Annotated in this window: 16 protein-coding genes; 8 read left to right on the forward strand and 8 right to left on the reverse strand. The window is 41.3% G+C overall.

Translation table 11 applies throughout. The features are described 5' to 3' along the window. Positions 1–225: 225 nt before the first annotated feature. From IYN84_RS16020 to IYN84_RS16030, 3 genes are all read left to right on the forward strand, one after another. The gene (locus IYN84_RS16020; protein ID WP_196140264.1) at positions 226–1,338 is read left to right on the forward strand and encodes a GGDEF domain-containing protein; all 1,113 of its coding nucleotides are present in this window, start codon (positions 226–228) and stop codon (positions 1,336–1,338) included. A 100-nt stretch (positions 1,339–1,438) separates the two neighbouring features. Next, positions 1,439–2,062 (forward strand): DUF502 domain-containing protein, encoded by a 624-nt coding sequence (locus IYN84_RS16025; protein ID WP_196140265.1) that lies wholly within the window; start codon positions 1,439–1,441, stop codon positions 2,060–2,062. A gap of 188 nt (positions 2,063–2,250) precedes the next feature. After that, on the forward strand, positions 2,251–4,323 hold the full coding sequence (locus IYN84_RS16030) for a diguanylate cyclase domain-containing protein (protein ID WP_196140266.1): 2,073 nt from the start codon (positions 2,251–2,253) through the stop codon (positions 4,321–4,323). A 183-nt stretch (positions 4,324–4,506) separates the two neighbouring features. On the opposite strand, the gene ilvC is transcribed toward IYN84_RS16030, so the two are convergent. Then, entirely contained in the window at positions 4,507–5,982 is a 1,476-nt protein-coding gene (gene ilvC / locus IYN84_RS16035; RefSeq protein ID WP_196140267.1) for a ketol-acid reductoisomerase, read from the reverse strand. Positions 5,983–6,106: 124 nt separating this feature from the next. Here ilvC and ilvY point away from each other — a divergent pair, with 124 nt between their 5' ends. Then, complete coding sequence (gene ilvY, locus IYN84_RS16040) at positions 6,107–6,997, forward strand: HTH-type transcriptional activator IlvY (RefSeq protein ID WP_196140268.1); 891 nt, start codon at positions 6,107–6,109, stop codon at positions 6,995–6,997. A 19-nt stretch (positions 6,998–7,016) separates the two neighbouring features. Here ilvY and IYN84_RS16045 read toward each other — a convergent pair whose 3' ends face one another. Continuing rightward, complete coding sequence (locus IYN84_RS16045; RefSeq protein WP_196140269.1) at positions 7,017–8,273, reverse strand: DUF3391 domain-containing protein; 1,257 nt, start codon at positions 8,271–8,273, stop codon at positions 7,017–7,019. A gap of 184 nt (positions 8,274–8,457) precedes the next feature. On the opposite strand from IYN84_RS16045, the gene IYN84_RS16050 reads away from it, so the two are divergent. After that, positions 8,458–8,739 carry a YebG family protein gene (locus tag IYN84_RS16050; RefSeq protein WP_196140270.1) on the forward strand — a complete coding sequence of 94 codons (282 nt, stop codon included), beginning with the start codon at positions 8,458–8,460 and terminating at the stop codon, positions 8,737–8,739. Positions 8,740–8,790: 51 nt separating this feature from the next. On the opposite strand, the gene IYN84_RS16055 is transcribed toward IYN84_RS16050, so the two are convergent. Both IYN84_RS16055 and IYN84_RS16060 read right to left on the reverse strand, forming a co-directional pair. Then, positions 8,791–9,069, reverse strand: coding sequence for a hypothetical protein (locus IYN84_RS16055; protein WP_196140271.1), 279 nt, complete (start codon positions 9,067–9,069; stop codon positions 8,791–8,793). Positions 9,070–9,140: 71 nt separating this feature from the next. Next, positions 9,141–9,503: a DUF6164 family protein gene (locus IYN84_RS16060; RefSeq protein WP_196140272.1), complete on the reverse strand. Its 363-nt coding sequence runs from the start codon at positions 9,501–9,503 to the stop codon at positions 9,141–9,143. 339 nt (positions 9,504–9,842) lie between these two features. Between IYN84_RS16060 and IYN84_RS16065 the strand changes: the two genes are divergently transcribed. Beyond that, complete coding sequence (locus IYN84_RS16065; protein ID WP_196140273.1) at positions 9,843–11,903, forward strand: hybrid sensor histidine kinase/response regulator; 2,061 nt, start codon at positions 9,843–9,845, stop codon at positions 11,901–11,903. 3 nt (positions 11,904–11,906) lie between these two features. On the opposite strand, the gene IYN84_RS16070 is transcribed toward IYN84_RS16065, so the two are convergent. The 4 genes from IYN84_RS16070 to IYN84_RS16085 all read right to left on the reverse strand — a co-directional run bounded on the left by IYN84_RS16070 (position 11,907) and on the right by IYN84_RS16085 (position 17,425). After that, positions 11,907–13,793, reverse strand: coding sequence for a methyl-accepting chemotaxis protein (locus tag IYN84_RS16070; RefSeq protein WP_196140274.1), 1,887 nt, complete (start codon positions 13,791–13,793; stop codon positions 11,907–11,909). Positions 13,794–14,071: 278 nt separating this feature from the next. Continuing rightward, complete coding sequence (locus IYN84_RS16075) at positions 14,072–15,073, reverse strand: serine/threonine protein kinase (RefSeq protein WP_196140275.1); 1,002 nt, start codon at positions 15,071–15,073, stop codon at positions 14,072–14,074. A gap of 109 nt (positions 15,074–15,182) precedes the next feature. Continuing rightward, positions 15,183–16,511: an MATE family efflux transporter gene (locus tag IYN84_RS16080; RefSeq protein WP_196140276.1), complete on the reverse strand. Its 1,329-nt coding sequence runs from the start codon at positions 16,509–16,511 to the stop codon at positions 15,183–15,185. A gap of 284 nt (positions 16,512–16,795) precedes the next feature. Continuing rightward, positions 16,796–17,425 carry a ComF family protein gene (locus tag IYN84_RS16085; protein ID WP_196140277.1) on the reverse strand — a complete coding sequence of 210 codons (630 nt, stop codon included), beginning with the start codon at positions 17,423–17,425 and terminating at the stop codon, positions 16,796–16,798. 305 nt (positions 17,426–17,730) lie between these two features. Here IYN84_RS16085 and bioB point away from each other — a divergent pair, with 305 nt between their 5' ends. Next, the gene (gene bioB / locus IYN84_RS16090) at positions 17,731–18,840 is read left to right on the forward strand and encodes a biotin synthase BioB (RefSeq protein WP_210330599.1); all 1,110 of its coding nucleotides are present in this window, start codon (positions 17,731–17,733) and stop codon (positions 18,838–18,840) included. A 52-nt stretch (positions 18,841–18,892) separates the two neighbouring features. Continuing rightward, positions 18,893–20,059 carry an 8-amino-7-oxononanoate synthase gene (gene bioF, locus IYN84_RS16095; RefSeq protein ID WP_196140426.1) on the forward strand — a complete coding sequence of 389 codons (1,167 nt, stop codon included), beginning with the start codon at positions 18,893–18,895 and terminating at the stop codon, positions 20,057–20,059. Positions 20,060–20,098 lie beyond the last annotated feature (39 nt).

Below are 20,098 nucleotides of genomic sequence, written 5' to 3' on the forward strand. Positions count from 1 at the left end.
AGTCTCTCCAAAATGTGAACCAAACAATGCTATATTTTTGTATATCTTTTGGCTTCCTTTGGAATCAAAAATCTTGTCCTGGCGGGCAAACTCTAATTTTACCTGTTAGTGCATTACTATTGATGACGGTAGATTAAGCAGATATTGCAGTTGTGATTCTGCCTGCTTTTTGAGATATTGAATGGACTAACTGGAATGCTAACAGCGGGATTGGCAAGGACTTCTATGAGAGAATTCGAGGCTTCTCTGGAAAGACGGATCGATATGGACATTCTTTATCGTTCGTTACCCGGTGTCTATATCTATGCGTTTATCTGGCCTGCCATATTTATTCCCACGGGGTTCTATCAGGTTTCTCCATTGATATGTTGGGGAGTTGCGGCTGCGCAACTATTTCTGAGTGTCGCTCGACTGGTTCAAGCTCGATTCACCAAGGTTTGGTACCACGGCAGCGAAAGTCGCTGGTTTTATATTCTTGCTACTCTGTCACTATTTCAAGCCGCTCTCTGGGGGATGCTTTTCTGGTTTGCTTTGGTATTGCCTGAGTTCGAAACCATTCAGAACATGGTAACAATGGCTATTATTGGTATGTCATCAGGTGCAATGATTTCGCTCAGCCCTAAGATTAAATTTGCCAGTTTGAATGTGCTATTTTTGATATTGCCCGGCTTCATGGCGTCGATATTTGTCAACTCGGATATTGCCATGACGATAATTATTGCTGTCTACGGATTTTATCTATTACGTCTGGGATTACGCTCGCATGAAGAGTACATCCGCGCTTTTAGAATTGAATTCCAGCTAGAGTCACAAAAAAGAGAAGCGGAGCACTTAAATAAAATTGATCCTTTGACCATGATTTACAATCGTGGTCATTTCAACGCTTCTTTCGAACTTATCTGGAATAATTGCATTCGAGCCAGAACCCCTGTTTCTTTACTTCTTATTGATGTTGACCATTTTAAACAGGTGAATGATAAACATGGACATCTATTTGGTGATGAGTGTCTGGTATATATCGCCAATACCATTAGTAACAGCGCCAAGAGAGCTACAGACCTGATTGCGCGCTATGGAGGGGAAGAGTTTGCGGTTTTGTTAAACGATACTGAACTAGATGAAGCCTCAATTTTAGCAGAACAGATTAGGTTGGAGGTAGAAAGGGGAGAGTTTGTTTACGACGGGAGACAATTGAAAGTCACTGTAAGTGTGGGGGTTGCCTGCTGTCATCCAAAAAATGGGAGTCACCCCAATGATTTAATAGAAGCAGCAGACGAGTCACTGTATCGTGCTAAGAGTAGCGGCAGGAATTGTATTGTTACAAATAATTCGGATTAGAATTTAAGACAGCCATTGAATAACTCAAATTTACCTCCACTTATTCTAAAAATTTATCTTTATTAAATAATTTATATTAAATAGTTCTAAGGAGATATGCTTGAACGCTCTTAAGGTATTTATCAGGAAGTCGCTATTTGGAGGGATCGTCGTTTTGGCACCCATTATTATCGTAGCTTTTTTGTTGCGTTGGGGCTTTTATTTCATTACTGACATTATTCAGCCAATTACTGATACGCTGATAGTTAATTATGGTCTACCAGAATTATCTGCAGACTTACTGGTAATTTTGATCTTACTGGCGACCTGCTTTTTTGTTGGAACATTCGTAACAACAGGTATTGGCAAATGGTTGCATGGTCACTTTGATACTCACCTGGCTCGGTTTGCACCTGGTTATAGAATTGTTAAGGAAATTATTTCCCAGTTTTTTGGTGATGATAAAGATTCACCTTTCACCAGAGGAGAAGTTGTAAGAGTGCAACTTTTTGGCGCTCATAGTCCGGTTACTGTTACAGGGATCGTTACAGATAAGCATATGGATGGTAGTGTCACATTCTTCATGCCTACTGGACCCAATCCCACTTCAGGAAATATCTATCATGTGCCGGAAGATCTGGTAACTTATCTTCCTGATGCCAAAGTGGAACAAATGATGAAATCAATCATTGCTTGTGGAGCTGGTAGTGCGGATTTATTTGCAACTAATAAAAGCCAAAGTTAGTGAAAGATATAGAACACGGAATATCAATATCCGGTAAGTTGACCTGAGAGCGTATCGACTGTTAAGAAGTAAAAAAATAATTTTAGTCTACACTTGAACTATACATTAAAAAGATGATTTCCCACGCTAAGGTTAGATTTTCAGGACCTGGTGTGGTCTCTTATCATTTTATCTAATGATGGTTAAGGGTGCTAAAACCATTGAACGTCACAGGCAAAACCAGAGATTTTCAGCGTCACTATCAGGGCTCAGCGGCATCTATCAGCAAGATGGTTGTTTCAGTTGTGATTATTTTCATTACTGTGACGATCCTGGTGCTTACCCTGGCCTATTTTCAAGCAGAAATTACCAATGCGGTAAGAGCCTATATTCGCAGTGAAGGTCTTTGGGCTAAATCGCAAAAAGATGCGATAATTGCATTGCAAAGATACGCCAGAACTGGCAACGAAAACCACTTTGCCGTTTTTCAGGATTCAACTCATACAGCTCAGGGAGTACAGGCTGCGCTCGTTGCACTACAAAGTAGTCCGCGGGATGTACAGAAAGCTTATCAGGGATTTATTCAGGGACGAAATTCCAAAGAAGATGCTGAAGCTCTGATATGGCTATTTGTCTGGTTTCATGATTATCAATATATGAGGGAAGCGATATCTGTTTGGCAACAAACGGATAATTTGCTAATTGCGTTAGAAGAGTTGGGAGAAAGTCTTCACAAAGCACAACTCGCCAATGACAAGCAAAAAATTGTTCGTCTGCTAAGTCAACTGAATAAACTCAATGCTGAGTTCGCGAAGCTTGAAGATCAATTTTCTTCGATATTAAGCAAAGGCGGAGTGCAGGTTAAAAAGTCTATTATGTTAGTCAGTTTTATATTGCTGATGGTAATGCTTGGACTTGTGCTTAAGTACAGCCATAAAGTTATTCGACTTATTGAGCAAAAAGAAAAAAAACTTCTGATTAGTGAAAACCGCTTTAAGAGCTTGTTTTACAGCGATATTGTTGCAGTATTCGAATGGCACCTTGATGGCAGAATTTTTGACGCTAATAATGCATTTTTAGATATGATTGGCTATGAACGAGAAGAGTTGGTAAATAGTCGAATAAGCTGGAGAGAGCTAACACCCGATGCTGGAGAAGAAAGAGATAGACAGGCAATAAAAGAAATTCAAGAAAAAGGCTTTTGTATGCCTTTTGAAAAGCAGTACATTCATAAATCCGGGAGAACAGTTTCAATTTTACTTGGGGCGGCACTGCTTGGCGGTGAAACTCAAAAAGGAATTGCTTTTGCCATCGATCTTACCGATAAGAAGAAGGCTGAAGAAAATGTCAGACTTTTGGCATCAGTTTTTAACTCGACAAGTAACGCTGTCATCATTACTGATAAAGATTTTAAGGTAGTATCAGTAAACCAAACCTATCAGCAACAGACTGGCTATTCAGAAGAACAGATAGTCGATCAGCTAGTTCCTTTTCTATCCTCTTCAGTAATAAGCGATAGAAAAAGGGAAGTAATACTCAATCAGCTAAACCTCAATAGCCATTATCAGCACGACATTAGTTACCTTGGTGTAGCTGGAAAAGAAATGGCGAGTATGCTGACAATTAATGAGATAAATGATGACAATGGGGTTGTAACTCATTACGCATTTATACTTACCGATATCAGTGAGCTAAAAGAAATGGAAGAAAAACTCAAGAAGCTTGCTCACTATGATTTACTAACCGGGTTGGCTAACAGAAAACTGTTCAATGACAGAGTAAAGAAGGCTTTACAGCGCGCGAAAAGGAATAAGTCAACCTTGGCGTTGCTATTTCTTGATCTTGATGGTTTTAAACCTGTGAATGATCAGTATGGTCATGACATGGGAGATAAACTCCTGACCCAGGTTGCCAGACGATTGAAGGAAAGTGTCAGAGAGAACGATTCAGTTGCCCGCTTTGGTGGCGATGAGTTCGTCATTTTACTTGAGGGGCTAGACTATGCACAGGCTGCAGGAAATGTTGCTCGTAAACTAATTGAAAATTTAAACAGACCATTCTTTGTTGACAATATTTGTCTGAAACTAGGTTGTAGCATTGGAATCAGTTTGTACCCTGATGATAGTGATGAGCTAGAGGCTTTGATCCGCTTTGGAGATATTGCAATGTACGCAGCCAAGTCTTCAGGAAGAAATCGTTACTACTATTTTAATCCCAAGCTCGATAGTTTCGGAGATAATGGATCAAGTTCTGAGATAAGCGATCCACCTTCTTCTTCGTAGCGACTTCAGATAGGATGACTAAAATTGCTGGAAGAGCTTGGTGCTATCAAGGTGGTTACCTGAGCTCGCATCCTTTATGGTAAGCTGTCCAGAAATCAGGAATCAAAATTGAGAAATGAAAATAGAGAAGTCAAAATAGAGGTATCAAATGATACCTCTATTCACTTGTACGAATCGTTATGGTTAAATAATTTTTTTCATTGCCGTCATGTAAGAGCGTAGCTTTTGTCCAACTTGTTCTACAGGATGAGATCTAATCGCTTCATTGACTGCTACCAGTTCCTGATTATCAACTGACAAAGACTTTAACTCCAGGCCAGCACCAATTTCCTCCAGAGTTAAACTCGGAACCAGTTTTTCTCTAAGAAGCGGTACTGCAGCATTTGCAAAAAGATAGTTCCCATACTCCGCGGTGTCGGAAATAACGACGTTCATTTCGTATAATCGTTTACGAGCAATCGTATTAGCAATAAGCGGTGTTTCATGTAGCGATTCATAGTATGCTGACTCTGGTAACATTCCGGCTTCAACCATGAGTTCGAATGCTTGTTCTACTCCTGCTTTGATCATTGCAACTAGAAAAATTCCCTGATCAAAGTAGGTTTGTTCATCTATCTGGTTTTCACTTTGTGGTGCATTTTCAAAACCCGTTTGCCCTGTTTCTTCTCTCCACTTTAGCAGGTTAGCATCATTATTTGCCCAGTCCTGCATCATTGTCGCGGAGAAATTGCCGGAAATTATGTCATCCATGTGTTTCGCGAAAAGTGGTCGAGTTAATGTTTTGATTTCTTCTGCTAATTTGTGGGCTCTTAGTTTAGCCGGATTGGATAAGCGGTCCATCATGTGAGTTATGCCACCGATCTTTAGTGCTTCGGTTATCGTTTCCAGGCCTTGCTGGATCAGTTTGCCTGCGTAAGCTGCATCAATACCTTCGGCGAGCATTTTGTCGTAACCCAGAATAGCTGCAGTTTGAAGCATACCGCATAAAATGGTTTGCTCACCCATTAAATCGGATTTAACTTCAGCAACAAAAGAAGAGGCAAGAACTCCTGCTCTGTCTCCTCCAGTAGCGCTAGCCAGAGCTTTAGCTATGTCAAATCCTTCACCTTTAGGATCATTTTCTGGATGAACAGCTATAAGAGTCGGGACTCCAAATCCTCGCTTGTATTCTTCCCGAACTTCTGTTCCTGGACATTTGGGAGCACACATAACAACAGTAAGGTCCTTACGAATCTGTTGTCCTTCTTCGACAATGTTAAAGCCGTGAGAGTAGCTCAATGCTGCTCCTTCTTTCATCAGAGGCATAACAGTTTCCACTGCATTTTTGTGCTGCTTATCTGGAGTCAGGTTGTATACCAGGTCGGCCGTAGGAACTAATTCTTCGATTGTACCTACTCTAAAATTTTCACCTGTAGCCTTTTGCCACGAGGCTCTTTTTTCTTCGATTGCTTCTTTGCGCAGGGCATAGGAAACATCCAGGCCAGAGTCCCTCATGTTTAGACCCTGATTAAATCCTTGAGCCCCACAACCTAAAATTACAATCTTCTTTCCTTTTAGAAATTCACATCCACCAGTAAATTCGTCCTTAGACATAAATCGACAAACTGCGAGTTGTGCCAACTGTTCTCTTAAGTTTAGAGAGTTAAAGTAGTTAGCCATTGTTGTTCTCCATATTTTGAGGAAATTTATCGATAGTCTAAAATCATTAGTATATTGCGTAAATTGATATATTTGCGATAATGTGTTGCGATATATGCAATTATGGCCAGGCGGAGAGGTTACGATGAATATTAAAGACTTGCAGGCATTTATACACCTGACCCAAAATCTGAATTTTAATCAGACTGCCAACGAAATTCATACCAGCCCTTCGACATTAAGTCGCATGATTCAGCGCCTTGAATCAGAGTTTGAGCAGGTTTTTTTTGAAAGGGATAATCGGAGGGTCGCGTTGACAAAAGCTGGTGCACGCTTCAGGTTGTTTGCCGAGAAGGTTCTGCTAGAGTGGCGCCAGCTAAAGAGTGAGTTTGACCTGGAACAAAAAGAGCTGCACGGAGAAATTTCAATCTACTGCACAGTGACTGCGGCACATCTATACCTCCCTGGTTTGCTAGAAAAGTTTAGAAAATTTCATCCGAAAGTCGAAATAAAGCTTGAAACGGGAGATGTATCTGCTGCCTATCATAAAGTGGAAGCGGGAGAGGCTGACTTTGCTTTTGCGGTAGCAAACGAAAGTTTAGCAAGTAAATTTGAGTTTCATCATTTACGCCATATCCCTTTTAAAGTCATAGCTCCGAAACAGTCCAATCAAGCTGGCTTTTTGTCAAATATTGGAGATGGAAAAATTAACTGGACCCAACTACCATTTGTAATGCCGGAAGCAGGGCCAGCACAAAAAAGGGTTAAAGAGTGGTTAAAGAAAATGGCACTAAAGCCGGAAATTTATGCCCAGGTTTCGGGACATGAAGCCATTGTCAGCATGGTTTCTCTGGGATGTGGAATCAGTGTTGTCCCCGAGCCGGTACTGGAATTAAGCCCGGCCAGAGAGCGAGTACAGGTTCTACCGGCGCCATTTCTGCCCCGTCCATTTGATCTCGGCATACTTAGCTTAAAGAAAAAAGCCGCACAGCCATTAATAACTGCATTCTGGTCTCTGGTCAGAGAAGAATATTAGGCAGAATAATGTAATCAGGCTAAATTCGCTGGCTGGTCATATAGCCCAGCCTTTCCTGAATACCGAGATATTCGTAAACCCGTTTAGGGTATTCGGTTTGTTTCAAAACTTTTTCAATCTTTAGATCCGGATGTTCTTTCAAGTCGATTATTAGAGCTTGCAAGGGCGGTATTTCAGGATTGTACAGAATGACTTCTGGATTGAGCATATCGTGCGGATCGACGCTGATAACCAAGCCAATACTTTCGTCATTCAAGCATACAACGCTGCCTGGCGGATAGACTCCCAGGGTTGATATAAAAGTTTGCACTAGCTCGTTATCCAGTTTGTCCTTAAACTTTGAGTACATGGTTGCCAGTGCGACTTTAGGAGTCAAGGCCTTCTTGATATCGGGTGGATTACATAGATTGTCGTACATGTTCGCGACTGAAACAATTTTGGCCATCTCCGTTATTTGGTCGCTTTTCAGCCCTTGCGGATAGCCGGTACCGTCATTAAATTCATGGTGTTGCTCGATAATTCTAAGTACGTCCATAGGCATTCCCTGAACGAGTTCGGTAAGTCTTCTACCCAGAACCGGATGTTGCTCAAAAACCTTTTTCTCCGCGTTGTTGAGTGGCGACGCTTTATTGAGTATTGGTCCAGGAATTTCCACTTTGCCGACATCGTGTAACAGTGCTCCCCTTGCCAGTAGCCTCAGTTGTTCATCTCGAATGCCGCGAACATGACCTATATTCATACTCAAAATGGTAACGTTAATGCAATGGTTATACATTGTATGTTGGCCTGAGCCCAGGTTTACAAGATTGGTTAGTATGTCATCCTGATTATCAAAATCTTTTGCCATCACATCGACCAGGGCTGTGGCATTGTGAATTGCGTTTGCGGGTTCCGTTTTAAGCTCATGGGTAAGTTTTCTCACCATGGTTGCCTGTTCTTTGTATTTTTTGGCGACACTATTGCGCTTTTTACGATACTTATCGGCGTTTTCAAGCTTGGCATTTTTTTCAGCCCATTTTTCTTTTGCAATAGTGGCAGCAGGTTTGGGGGTTGCAGCGCTTTTCGATTGCGACTTGTGGGCGACTTCAATATCACTCTGATCTGGATATACCGTTACTTCTTTTAGGCCTAGCTGTTTGATGATCAAGATGTCTGCTTTCGAAGTAATCTTGAATTTGGAGAAAAGAAAAGGATGTTTGGTCCAGGGGAGCTCAAGATCCACCATAAAACCAACAAGTAACTTTTCGACAGGAAGTTTTATTTTTTTAGCGGGCATTTCACTCGAAAAATTGATTGAATAATATTCATTTTAGACCATGGTTGTCTCTGAAAGCGGATATTATTACGCTAAACTGCTTGATTTTATCTAATTGTACAAGTAGTATTTTTGTTGGCCGGCCAATTGGCTGGAATAATTTGAAGCGAATTAATAATTCAAAAGTTCAACGGAGTAAATCCTTATGGCAGTGGTGACCCTTTATATGTCTGATAGAGATCAAAATAAGACCTTTAGCAATAAGAAAGAAGCTGATGAATATGACAAAATGCTCGAGCTTGCTGAAAATGTGAGCATCTGGATGGAAAAAGAAATTGATGGGTTGAGTGAATCTCAAAGTGAAGCCATCGGTATGTTGCTTGCAGAAAATAAGGAGACCTTGCTCAAGGCTTTAAAAGGTAAACCCGAAGTTTTGATTAAGGAAACTGCTGAGGATGAGGATAAGGTCACAAAACTAAGTGCTTAACAAGTAATCCGGATACCATTAATCAAGCTTTGTTAGGCAAGATTATTTCTTCTAGCTAAGCTTGATTCTTACGACTCTCATTACTTCAAATTCGAGTCCGGCCACCTTCTCGATCTCCGGGTAATAGGTCAAATTTATTCTTTGTCCTTTATTTAGTGTTCTGTAAGCTGTCTTGCGCTTAAACTTAAATGGCGCTTCACAGCCCTCTATCATAATGCTATTAATAAACCACTCACCTTTTTCTCTCTGTGTGTGAGAAATAACCTTTCGAAAATCTGACTGGATCAATTTTTGATGTTTCTTTAATAACTTGTCTGGGTCAGAGTGCATTTTTTATTCCTCTGGATTTATGTCTTCAATCTAGTCTACTTGCTTATTGGAGGCAGCTTCATTATCGATATTTATGCAGGAACTAGAAAAGGCGAGAGTACGAAATAAAGTAGTGCTAGAACAAATAATATTACAAGCAGGTTCAGGAGCGGAGATTGGATAAAAGCCTGTAAGTAATTTTGTGAAGTACCATTTTGGCGAGCTACTTCCTGATCTTTTTTCGCTCGCAGATATCTTTCGTGTTGAAAGTTGTTCAGAAGTTCATTAGCCAGTTCAATCGCATCATCCTGTTTTATCCAGATTGCAGCAAACGACAATCCTAATAATCCAGAAGATGTTTCATAGTATTCTATATTATTGTCTTCAAGAAGTTGACGTACGCCTTCCGCCTCGTCTTCAGGGACTCCTGCAAGTTTGAACAATAGCTTTGCCATGAATATGTTATCCGATTCTTTTAGTTGTATTAAATGCTATTAGGAATACATAGTAATGAGGAATATATTCACTAAGTGGTGAAGGGGAGATTGTATCAATGCCAATTGATTACTTAAAGTAGATAATAATTTTTGACTTGGAACCCAGAAAAATCTAATATTTTTCAAACGCTTGCAAAATATTGGCTATAATTTGAACTGAAAGGAAAGGAAAGGAAAGGAAAGGAAAGGAAAGGAAAGGAAAGGAAAGGAAACTCGCTCCGGTTCTAAATGTTGCCAGCAAATTTTGGTGATAAGTTTAATTTCTGGTTTAACGGCCCCTGATGATGTGATGAGTTAATGCCGGTTCAACTAAATATAGAGTCAGTCTTTCAGTGTACCCTGTTCGCTTTAACGCGAGCGATGTTGGTGCTTATATTTTGGTTAGTATCCAGCACAGCACAAGCGTTTGAAACCAGTTTTAAAACCAGTGAAGCGATGTTGCAAGGTTTAGGTGCTTCGGCTAATGTGACGCTGACCAATTCCGGGCAGCGAATAAATCCCTACTACAATCTTTATTATTTTCTGGACGATACGAACCAACTCTCACTAAAAGAAGTTATAAACAAACCCTTCTTGCGAGCAGAGAAAGGTAAAGATACTAACCTGGCATTTGGTTATACGACAGACACTATCTGGATTCGGATTGAACTGTACAACCGTTCTGAGGTAGAGGACTGGTTATTTGAAGTTGGTTATCCTGTATTAGACTTAGTCGAGTTTAATTTGATACAAAATGGCGTTTTAGTTGAAAAACATAACGTTGGTGACTTAATTCCTTACTCACATCGACCTATTGAGCATAGAAACTTTGTGTTTCCTCTGGTTTTGTCCAGGGATCAATCTGTGACTGTTTATTTAAAAGTTCAAAGTTCAAGCTCGGTACGTATTCCGATTAACCTTTGGCAATTAAAGCATTTTATGGAATCTGATCAGCAGAGAATTCTGAGCCAGGGGATTTACTTCGGAATTCTACTAATCATGATGCTATATAATCTTTTTATATACTTTTCAATCAAAGAAAAGGCGTATTTGCATTACGTTTTCTATGTTGCAAGTTACATTGTAGTACAGGCATCAGTTAATGGGTTTATAGGGCAGGTATTAGGTGAAGAGCCATCTTCTCTACTCAACAAGTCGACGACAATGGCCTTGTCTTTAGTAGTGCTTTTCGGTTGTAGTTTCTCTTTAAGCTTTCTCAATCTTAAGCATAATCATTTTTGGGGATACCGGATAATCACTTCGATCGCCTTGCTTGGAGGATTAAACTTTGTTGCCAGTTTTTTTGTGATTTATAGCGTGAGTATTAAGTTTTCACTGTTATTTGCAATTATTGGAACAATATGTATAACCGCATTTGGACTTCTGCTTTGGATAAAATATCGTCTTAGAGAGGCTCGTTTTTTTACTATTGCGTGGATAGGGTTCCTGGTAGGCTCACTAATAATGATGTTAGCCAGACTACATTTAATTCCTGACAATGTTCTGACGGAAAATGCTGCTCAAATGGGGTCGGTATTTGAAGTGACTTTGCTCTCTTTTGCTTTGGCAGACAAGTTTAGTCAGATAAAAGGAGAAAAAATAAAAGTAGAGTCTCAAGCCAAACAATCTCTCTCTCAGGTGAATGCTCTTCTCACCGAAACTCTTGAAAGACTACAGAAAAGTAATCAGATTAAAAATGACTTCCTGGCAACCGTTAGTCATGAATTACGAACTCCGATGAATGGTATTGTTGCTTCAAATCAGTTATTAAGGGAGCTTAACCTTAAAGGTGAGGCTGAGGAATATCTGGAAATAGCTTATTCAAGTTCAGATAAAATGCTTGCCTTGATTGATTCCATGTTGCAATTTGTTGAACTACAGGCAAACCAGTCGAAAGTTAGAAAGCGTGATATCGATATTAATGTTTTATTTAAATCTCTGGAACAAAAAGCCCAATCAAAAATAACGGATTCTGCATTGTTATTTCATAGTCACATTCCACAGGACCTTAATGTGGAGTTTTATAGTGACTTTGATAAGGTTCATACCATTCTGTTGGAGTTTATAGATAATGCGATTAAATTCAGCTTTAGCGGTGAAATTCACCTGGGAGCCAGAATAAGTGATGATGGACGAAAAATTTTATTTTTCGTTTCAGATAATGGAATTGGAATCGAAAGAAAAAATCAACAAAAGATCTTTGATGCTTTTTATATTGTAGATTCAAGTTCAAGACGACGAACTGGCGGGATTGGCATGGGGCTAACTAACGCGAAACTGCTATCTGAGATTTTAGGCGGAGAAATTCGCGTTAGTTCAATTTTTGGTGAAGGCAGTGAGTTTGTTTTTGAAGTTCCTCTTTTCGACAGGGCAATTTGATTATCAATGTTTAAATTGGCTGACCAGTTGTTTTAGTTCTTCCGCGAGTTCCGCCTGCTTACTGGCAGCTAGAGAAGACTGCTTTGAGTTCTCAGTGTTCATGACAGCGCGGTCGCTAATATGAACAATTTTGGCATTGATATCGTCAGCAACTGAATTCTGCTCTTCTGCCGCGCTGGCTATTTGTGTGCTCATATTGTTGATTTGTTCAACTTTCTGAGTGACGACGTCCAATGCCGAGCCTGCAGTTTTCGCTTGCACCACCGTCTCATCCATTTGTGTTTTGCTTTGATCCATTACACTGACTGCTAATTTAGAGTTTGATTGAAGCCGCTCAATAATGTGGTTTATTTCTTCTGTGGACTCCTGTGTTCTCCCAGCCAGGGTTCTGACTTCATCTGCGACTACTGCAAATCCTCGACCCTGCTCTCCTGCTCTAGCGGCTTCAATGGCTGCATTTAGTGCTAAAAGGTTGGTTTGTTCCGCTACTCCTCGAATGACTTCCAGAACTTTGCTGACATCATCTGTATCTCTGTCAAGTTCATCCAAAACGCTCTTAGCCTTTTGCATTTTCTCAACCATTGCATCTACCGACTTTACTGCATCGTTGACTTTTTGCTTGCCCACACTGGTTTCTTGATAGGCATCGTCGGCGCTTTCGGAGGTTTCCAGAATATTCTGTGATACGTTTTGTACAGAAACTGTCATCTGGTTCATTGCTGTCGCTACCTGTTCGATTAGGTTTTGTTGTTCAGATATATTTTCTGCTGAAGTTTTATTGATATGTGAAAGCTCATTTGATGCGGAAGATACTTGTTCCGATGCTTGGTCTATTTTTTCCAGAACTTGACAGAAACTTGTCATCATTTCGTCAAATACCATTGCCAGTTGCGAAATTTCATGGCTGCCTTGCATATTACAGCGTATGCTTAGGTCTTTCGCTTTATTAACCTTCTTCATTGTTGATGTCAGTTTTTGAATGGGATCATTCACACTTCGGAAAATCACGTATATCAATAACATCATAACTGCGATTACTATAAATGTAAGGGCAATGTATAGTTGATTTGCCCAACTGATATACTCCTCTATGTAAGCTTTCAATTGTTTGGAAGTATTATCAAGTAGCGTCTCACTTTGATGAATGTTTTCCCGAAGGCGGCCCAGCTGGCCAGACTTGGAATCCAGACCAATTTCTTTTTGTTTGGCTGCAAAAGTTCTGAATTCTTGAGCGTATTTATCCATAGAGTTTCGAATAGCAGTTAATGAAGAGCCTCCTATGCCTGACGCATTAAGTTCAACATTAAATTGGTTTAAGTCACTTTCAAATTTTTCCAGATATTTTTCATCAAATCTGAGCATAAAATCCTTTTCTCTGCGTCTCAACATGAGTACGTCTGCAAGTAGTTTGCTGTTATTTTGAGATTTTATGTTTTCTTCTGCCTGGTGTACTGCATCTCTTAGTGAACCGTAGAGGCCGCTTGTTGGAGTCAGGCCCAGCTCTACTTTTAGCGACTCCAGTTGTTTAAAGCCATTGAGATACTCTCGAAATATTGGAATCATGTTTTCAATACTTTTAAGGCCTTCAAATTCTATCGCTTCTCCCTTTTCCTTTAACTCGAGAGTTAGCTGAAGCATTTGTTGATGATTTTGCTCAAAGGCTTTTACGTATTTCAAATCATTCCTGGCAAGAAAATCCTTCTCATTTCTTCTTAGCTGAAGCATGCGATTGTTGATTTCCAGATTAGTTGATAAAGCTTGTTGTACTTGTTCAAGTTGAGCGTTAAAAGTGATTTTCAAAATTAGCATCACAATTACCGCTAGCAACGAAACTGCGCACATAGCGATTAGCTTCTGCTTTATCGATACCTTATCCATAATCCCTGACATAGCATTACCCTGGTAAGAATATTAAGAGTTACTTAAGAATAGGTGAAAATCCAAATTATTGCGTAAATTTCATACCCAGGAGCTGGCCAATCAATGGGTATTTAAGTTTCCAGGAGTGTATGAAGAAGACAAAAAAATAGGCAGGTTTTATGGTTCCTGCCTATGGAGAAGCTGGCCCTTCAGAGAGGGGTGAGGACCAGTTAGGAAGCGTGGGGTCGCTTCAACTGGTTACCAGTGTATGAGATATTGGCTGAATTCAAACTGAATGGAAATTTTGCTCAGTATTGATGAGATGCTGAAGGCATATGAAGTAGCACTGCCAGTTGCTCTTTCAGTGAAAGTACCTGCTCTTCCCAATAGCGATTGGTATTAAACCAGGGAAAGTTATGCTGAAAGCTCGGATCCTGCCAGCGACGTGCAAGCCAGGCACTATAGTGGAGCATTCGCATTGCTCGTAAAGGTTCAACTATTTTGAACTGTCGATCATCAAATTCACGAAAATCTTCATAGCCTTCTATTAGCGCGTCCCACTGCCCGCGACTGGAGTTATCGTTGACCAACATCCAGAAATCTTGAATCGATGGACCGGAGCGACAGTCATCAAAATCCACAAAGTGAGGGCCATCGTCAGTCCACATGATATTGGAAGGGTGACAGTCGCCATGTAGCCTGATAGTTTCTAGTTGCCCATAGCAGGAAAAAACCTGGTCACATTTTTCCAGAATATGAGACACTACACTCTGATAGGCTTCTTTGATATGAGTTGGCACAAAGTCGTGTGTCTGGAGATATTCGACGCTTTCAAATCCAAAATCTTGCAGAGTTAGAAGCGGACGGTGATTAAATGACTGAGCTTCTCCTAACAAGTGAATTCTTCCCAGAAAGCGGCCTATCCAGGTCAGGGTATCCTTGTCGTCCATGTTAGGATTTCGCCCACCTTTACTTTCAAATACAGCAAAGCGAAACCCACTATGTTTGAACAGGCTTTGACCTTGATACTCTAGTGGGGCAACTACCGGAACTTCGTTATCAGCCAACTGTTTGCTGAATTCATGCTCTTCTTTAATCTGTTCGTCGCTCCAGCGATTTGGGCGATAGAATTTAACGACGAACCTTTTCTGGTTATAATCCTTAAACTGATAAACTCTGTTTTCATAGCTGTTTAATGGAAGCAATGCGGCTTCCGGTTCAAGTCCCATAGACTCGATAGCATCGAGTACCTGATCGGGAGTGAGCCGGTAGAAATCCTGATTAATGTCTGTTAAATCTTGTTGACTCATTTGCTTCTACTATCCATGAATAACCGTTTCATATTTCGAATAACTTTTAGGACGTCAGGCTTCTTAACGCGGAAATCGGTACCAGTCTAACCTAAGACTTTAAGCTCAACTATCCTAGTTTGATACTTGCCCAGTCTTTCTTGCGCCAAATCGAAGCAAACCAGAATACTTGAAATAGTCGGTACAATCCCTGTGTCAACCAGATGGCGGTTAAACCCATTCCAAGGTACGGGCCAATTATCCAGGCTAGCGGTAAGAATATCAGCCATTGGCAGACAATGCCGACAATCATTGTTATTTTGGTCGCACCAGCTCCTTGTAGGGAAGACATTAATACAAGATTTACAGCATCGATCACAATCGCAATACCGACAAGCTGTAGCGGCAACTTGCCGATTTCAATAACATGTGGCTCGTGTAAGAAGATTGAGAGTAATGTTTCTGGAAACAACAACATCGGAATACTGATAAGAGAGACTGAAAGCATCGCTATTTTTGAGGTATCCCACGCCCAGTGATAAGCATCTTCAACATCTTCCCGTCCCAGCGCCTGGCCAACTAAAGTTGCTGAGCTCATTCCAAAAGCGATCGACGGCAAAATAGCGACCAGTGTTAAGGTCGTCAATACATTAGCGGCTGCCAGTTCGGCGGTGCCTATTTGTCCGACGATCCAGAAAAGAGTAGTGAAGCCCAGAGCAAAAAATAATTGTTGCAGGGAAGAGGGAACAGATATTCTAATTACCTGGACAAGCGTTTCTTTGTGAGGCAAGTGAAGTCCAAAGCCATACTTACTGGTGTAGCGTACAGTTAAAAAGAAATATAAAAGAGTACCTCCAAACATTGAGAGTGAAGTACCTAATCCCGCGCCCTGAGTGCCTAATTCAGGGAAACCCCAGTTGCCAAAAATTAACAAATAATTGAGCAAGATATTAAGGCTATGCATGATAATAAGTGTCTTAAAATAGAACTGAGTCATCTTGATAGCGCTTAAGTAACCGCGAAAACTGAAGTTCATGCCCACGGCCATAATACCTATCAGTCGCGCATCGAGATAGGCAGTGCCGTGTTCTACCACCAATGGATCGTCATTCACCAGCGTGAGGATATCGCGGCTATAATGAGTGAGAATAACGGTTAACGGAATTGCGGCGACAAATATTGTCAGTAACGCGCCATTTAACGGGTTAGCCGCGTCGCTTGTTCGTCCTTCGCCAACCCGCCTGGCTACCATTGCCTGAACACCGGCAGCCATCCCCATAAACATTGCTGCGGCGACAAAATTAATAAAGCTGGCAAGTCCCACAGCCGCAAGTGGTGTTGAACCTAGTTGGCCCACCATTGCTGCATCAACCAGGTTCAGTATATTTTGGGATACCATGCCACCGATTATTGGTAGCGCTATTTGAAATATTTGTGATGAACGGTCACGTGATACCAAAAGCCAACTCCGCAAATACCTACAAATGAACCTGAAACAAGAGCTGCCGGTTTATGCTTTCCACTCAAAGGCAATCTATTCAGTAGGTAACATCGATTAAAATTTTCGAAAGGTCTTCTTGGCGTAGTCAACGGTGGTACGGAAAGAAGCAACGAACAGTGAACGGATTATACCATCCAATCCGCCTATCGAGGTAAGGCTTTAGGTTGAAGGATGTTACAAGAAATTATATCACCTGCTTGCTAAAGTGAATTGATACATACTATAAAAATTGGAGATGGACCCTATTCTTCGAAGGCACGCGCTAAGGACCATAACTCCACTCCTTTGACTCCGGCAGCTTTCAGTGTTCTTGCCAGTTCATTGGCTGTACTTCCGGTAGTGACCACATCATCAATAATGGCACAGTGCATAGGTAGCTCACCTTGAAGTACAAATGCGTTTTTTAGGTTAGATACTCTGGTTTTTGCGTCCAGTTCTGACTGCTGTCTTGTATCTTTGACCCTATGCGCCACCCCTGAATAGACTTTTATATTTAATGAACTGCCTAAATGTTTTGCTATCTCCAACGCCTGATTAAACCCCCTGTGTTTAAGTTTGCTGGGATATAGGGGAACCGGAATCAGGGCGTCGGGCATTAACTCTTCATGCTTTGCACTCTGTTTTATTTTGGAGACCAGTTTGCTGGCAAGCAGGTTGATAAACTGAAGTTTGCCTTGATATTTAAAGTCAGCAATAAAATGGTTAACTGGTGGCTCATAGTGAAAAGCGGCAATGCATCGATCATAATATGGTGAATCTTTAAGACAATGACCGCATATAGCCGAATCAGTTGCAATAGGAAGAGCACAGACCCTACAGCTTGTACCAAGATAAGGCAGCCGCTGGCAACAGTCCTCACATATTAGAGTCATGCTCTTCTTTTTGTTAGTCCACTGAAAAGGTATAGGTGAAAGACATAGAAGACAATCACTCTCAAAAAAAGAAGAGGAGCGGTTGAATTTTGTTCTGATGTTAACTTTTTTGCTTTCCATAGCTTGACTGATAACAATGTTCAATTAAAATGCAGCTTTTTGCCAAATCCCTTTTGAAAAAATAAATATCTTTAATTTTCAATCGCTTAGTTTTTTCGCTTTGAAATTCTTACAGTTTTAAGGCTACTCAGTTTTCAGGGATTGGCTTATGATTTTTCTGATTTATACAAGCCCCAGGAAGCATTATGCCGCAGAGTACTTCTTTATCCAACATGACTGCCGATTCACCTGTTCGCCACGACTGGCTGCTTACCGAAGTGAAAGCGCTGTATGAAATGCCATTTAACGACCTGATTTTTCGCGCACAATCGGTACATCGTCAGAATTTTGAGCCCAATCAGGTACAGACTTCAACTTTGATGAGTATCAAAACTGGGGCTTGTCCGGAAGACTGCAAATACTGCCCGCAAAGCGGGCACTACAATACTGGTCTGAGTAAAGAGCAGTTGGTGGCGGTTGATGAGGTAGTCAGATCGGCGAAAAACGCCAAGCGTAGCGGGGCAACTCGTTTTTGCATGGGGGCTGCCTGGAGAAGTCCTCGCAGTAAAGACTTTCCGGTTGTTCTGGAGATGATCAAGGCTGTTAAAGCCTTGGATATGGAGACCTGTGTAACTTTAGGGATGCTTAATGATGAGCAGGCTAGTCAGTTAAAAGATGCCGGTCTGGATTACTACAACCACAATCTCGATACTTCTGCTGAATATTATAGTGAAATCATTACCACCCGTACCTACCAGGATCGTCTGGATACATTACAAAGTGTACGTGATGCCGGCATTAATGTATGCGCGGGCGGTATTTTAGGAATGGGCGAAACGTTAACGGACCGACTTAATCTGATTAGAGAGTTGGCCAACTTGCCGGAGCACCCTCAGAGCGTACCTATCAACCAGTTAATCGCAGTCAAAGGAACACCGTTGGAAGACGCCAGTGAACTGGATCCTTTCGAGTTTATTCGAATGATTGCGGTTGCCCGTATTGTGATGCCGAAGTCTTACGTTCGCCTGTCTGCGGGAAGAGAAAACATGTCAGATGAAATGCAGGCTATGTGTTTCTTCGCGGGCGCCAATTCGATTTTTTATGGAGAAAAATTGTTGACTACGGATAACCCGGATCAAAATCACGATCTGGAGTTGTTTGAGCGTCTTGGAATAGAGCCGGAAGGTGGTATGCCCGAAAATCGCCCTTGTCCGCGTACTTTGATGGAAGAGCAGGAGAAAATAGCGCAAGCAGCAAAAGTTGCTGGTGAGCCAATTGAGGAACACAAGCCGAAGTTTTATAACGCGGCTTCTTAGCGATTACAAAGAGTTTCGATTGACTTTGTTGTCAGAAACTAAACGATTGATCATGAATGATTTTCTTAATCTGGAATCAAAGCTTCTTGAAATAGAGGGCTCAGGCTTATTGCGCCGGCGTAAAACCCTGTCGGGTTCGCAAGGTACTCGAATAACTATTGATGGAAAGAGCTTTTTAAATTTTGCCAGTAATGACTATCTGGGAATTGCTGAATCAAAAGAAGCGCGAGATGCAGTGACAAAGTCGCTTCATGAATTTGGCTTTGGTTCAGGGGCATCTCACCTGGTTGTTGGTCATCAATCGCCGCATGACAATTTTGAAAAGGCGATGGCAGAGTTTCTTGAGCGCGAATCTACGCTCAGTTTTTCCAGTGGCTATATGGCCAACCTGGGGATATTGCAGTCATTGGCAACCAAGGGGGACGTGATAATAGCGGACAAGCTAAATCATGCTTCTCTAATCGATGGCGTGAAACTGTCAGGCGCCGAATCAAAACGCTACCCTCATTGCGACTTAGATGCATTGGAAAAAAGGCTTGCTGCAAGTGGACAAAACAAGTTTGTTGTGACTGACAGTGTTTTCAGCATGGATGGAGACATAGCGCCTTTGCCCGATATTGTTGGGCTCTGCCAAAAATATGAGGCCATTTTAATTGTCGATGATGCACATGGATTTGGTGTTTTAGGAGAAAATGGTCGTGGTATTTGCGAGCATTTCGAGTTAACTCAAAAACAGTTACCGGTGCTGATGACGACCTTAGGTAAGGCACTGGGAGGTAATGGCGCTGTGGTTAGCGGTGACAAAAAACTGGTTGATTATCTAATCCAGGTTGCTCGTAGTTATATTTATACAACAGCAATGCCTGCGTCGGTAGCCGCTGGAAATCTGGCTAATCTGAAATTGCTGATGGATAACAATGAGCGCGTTGAAAAACTGCGACAAAATATTTCCTATTTTAAAATGGGCTTCGAGGTAAGGGCATTGTCCAAACGAGTACAACTGATGCCTTCGAACACTGCAATTCAGCCTGTTGTTATTGGTGATAATCAAAAGCTGATTGTGCTGAATGAAAAGCTGGAAAGCCGTGGTATTCTGGTGGGGGCGATCAGGCCGCCGACAGTACCTAAAAACTCGGCACGACTCAGAGTCACTATTTCTAGCGGACATAGCCAAACACAGATTAATGAACTGCTCGATATTTTGGCCGAAACTATATAGGTGTTCGGCTATTTTTGTTTTATTTAACGATTCTGAAGA

It is taken from the genome of Aliikangiella sp. G2MR2-5 (assembly GCF_015687155.1).
Lineage (GTDB): Bacteria > Pseudomonadota > Gammaproteobacteria > Enterobacterales > Kangiellaceae > Aliikangiella.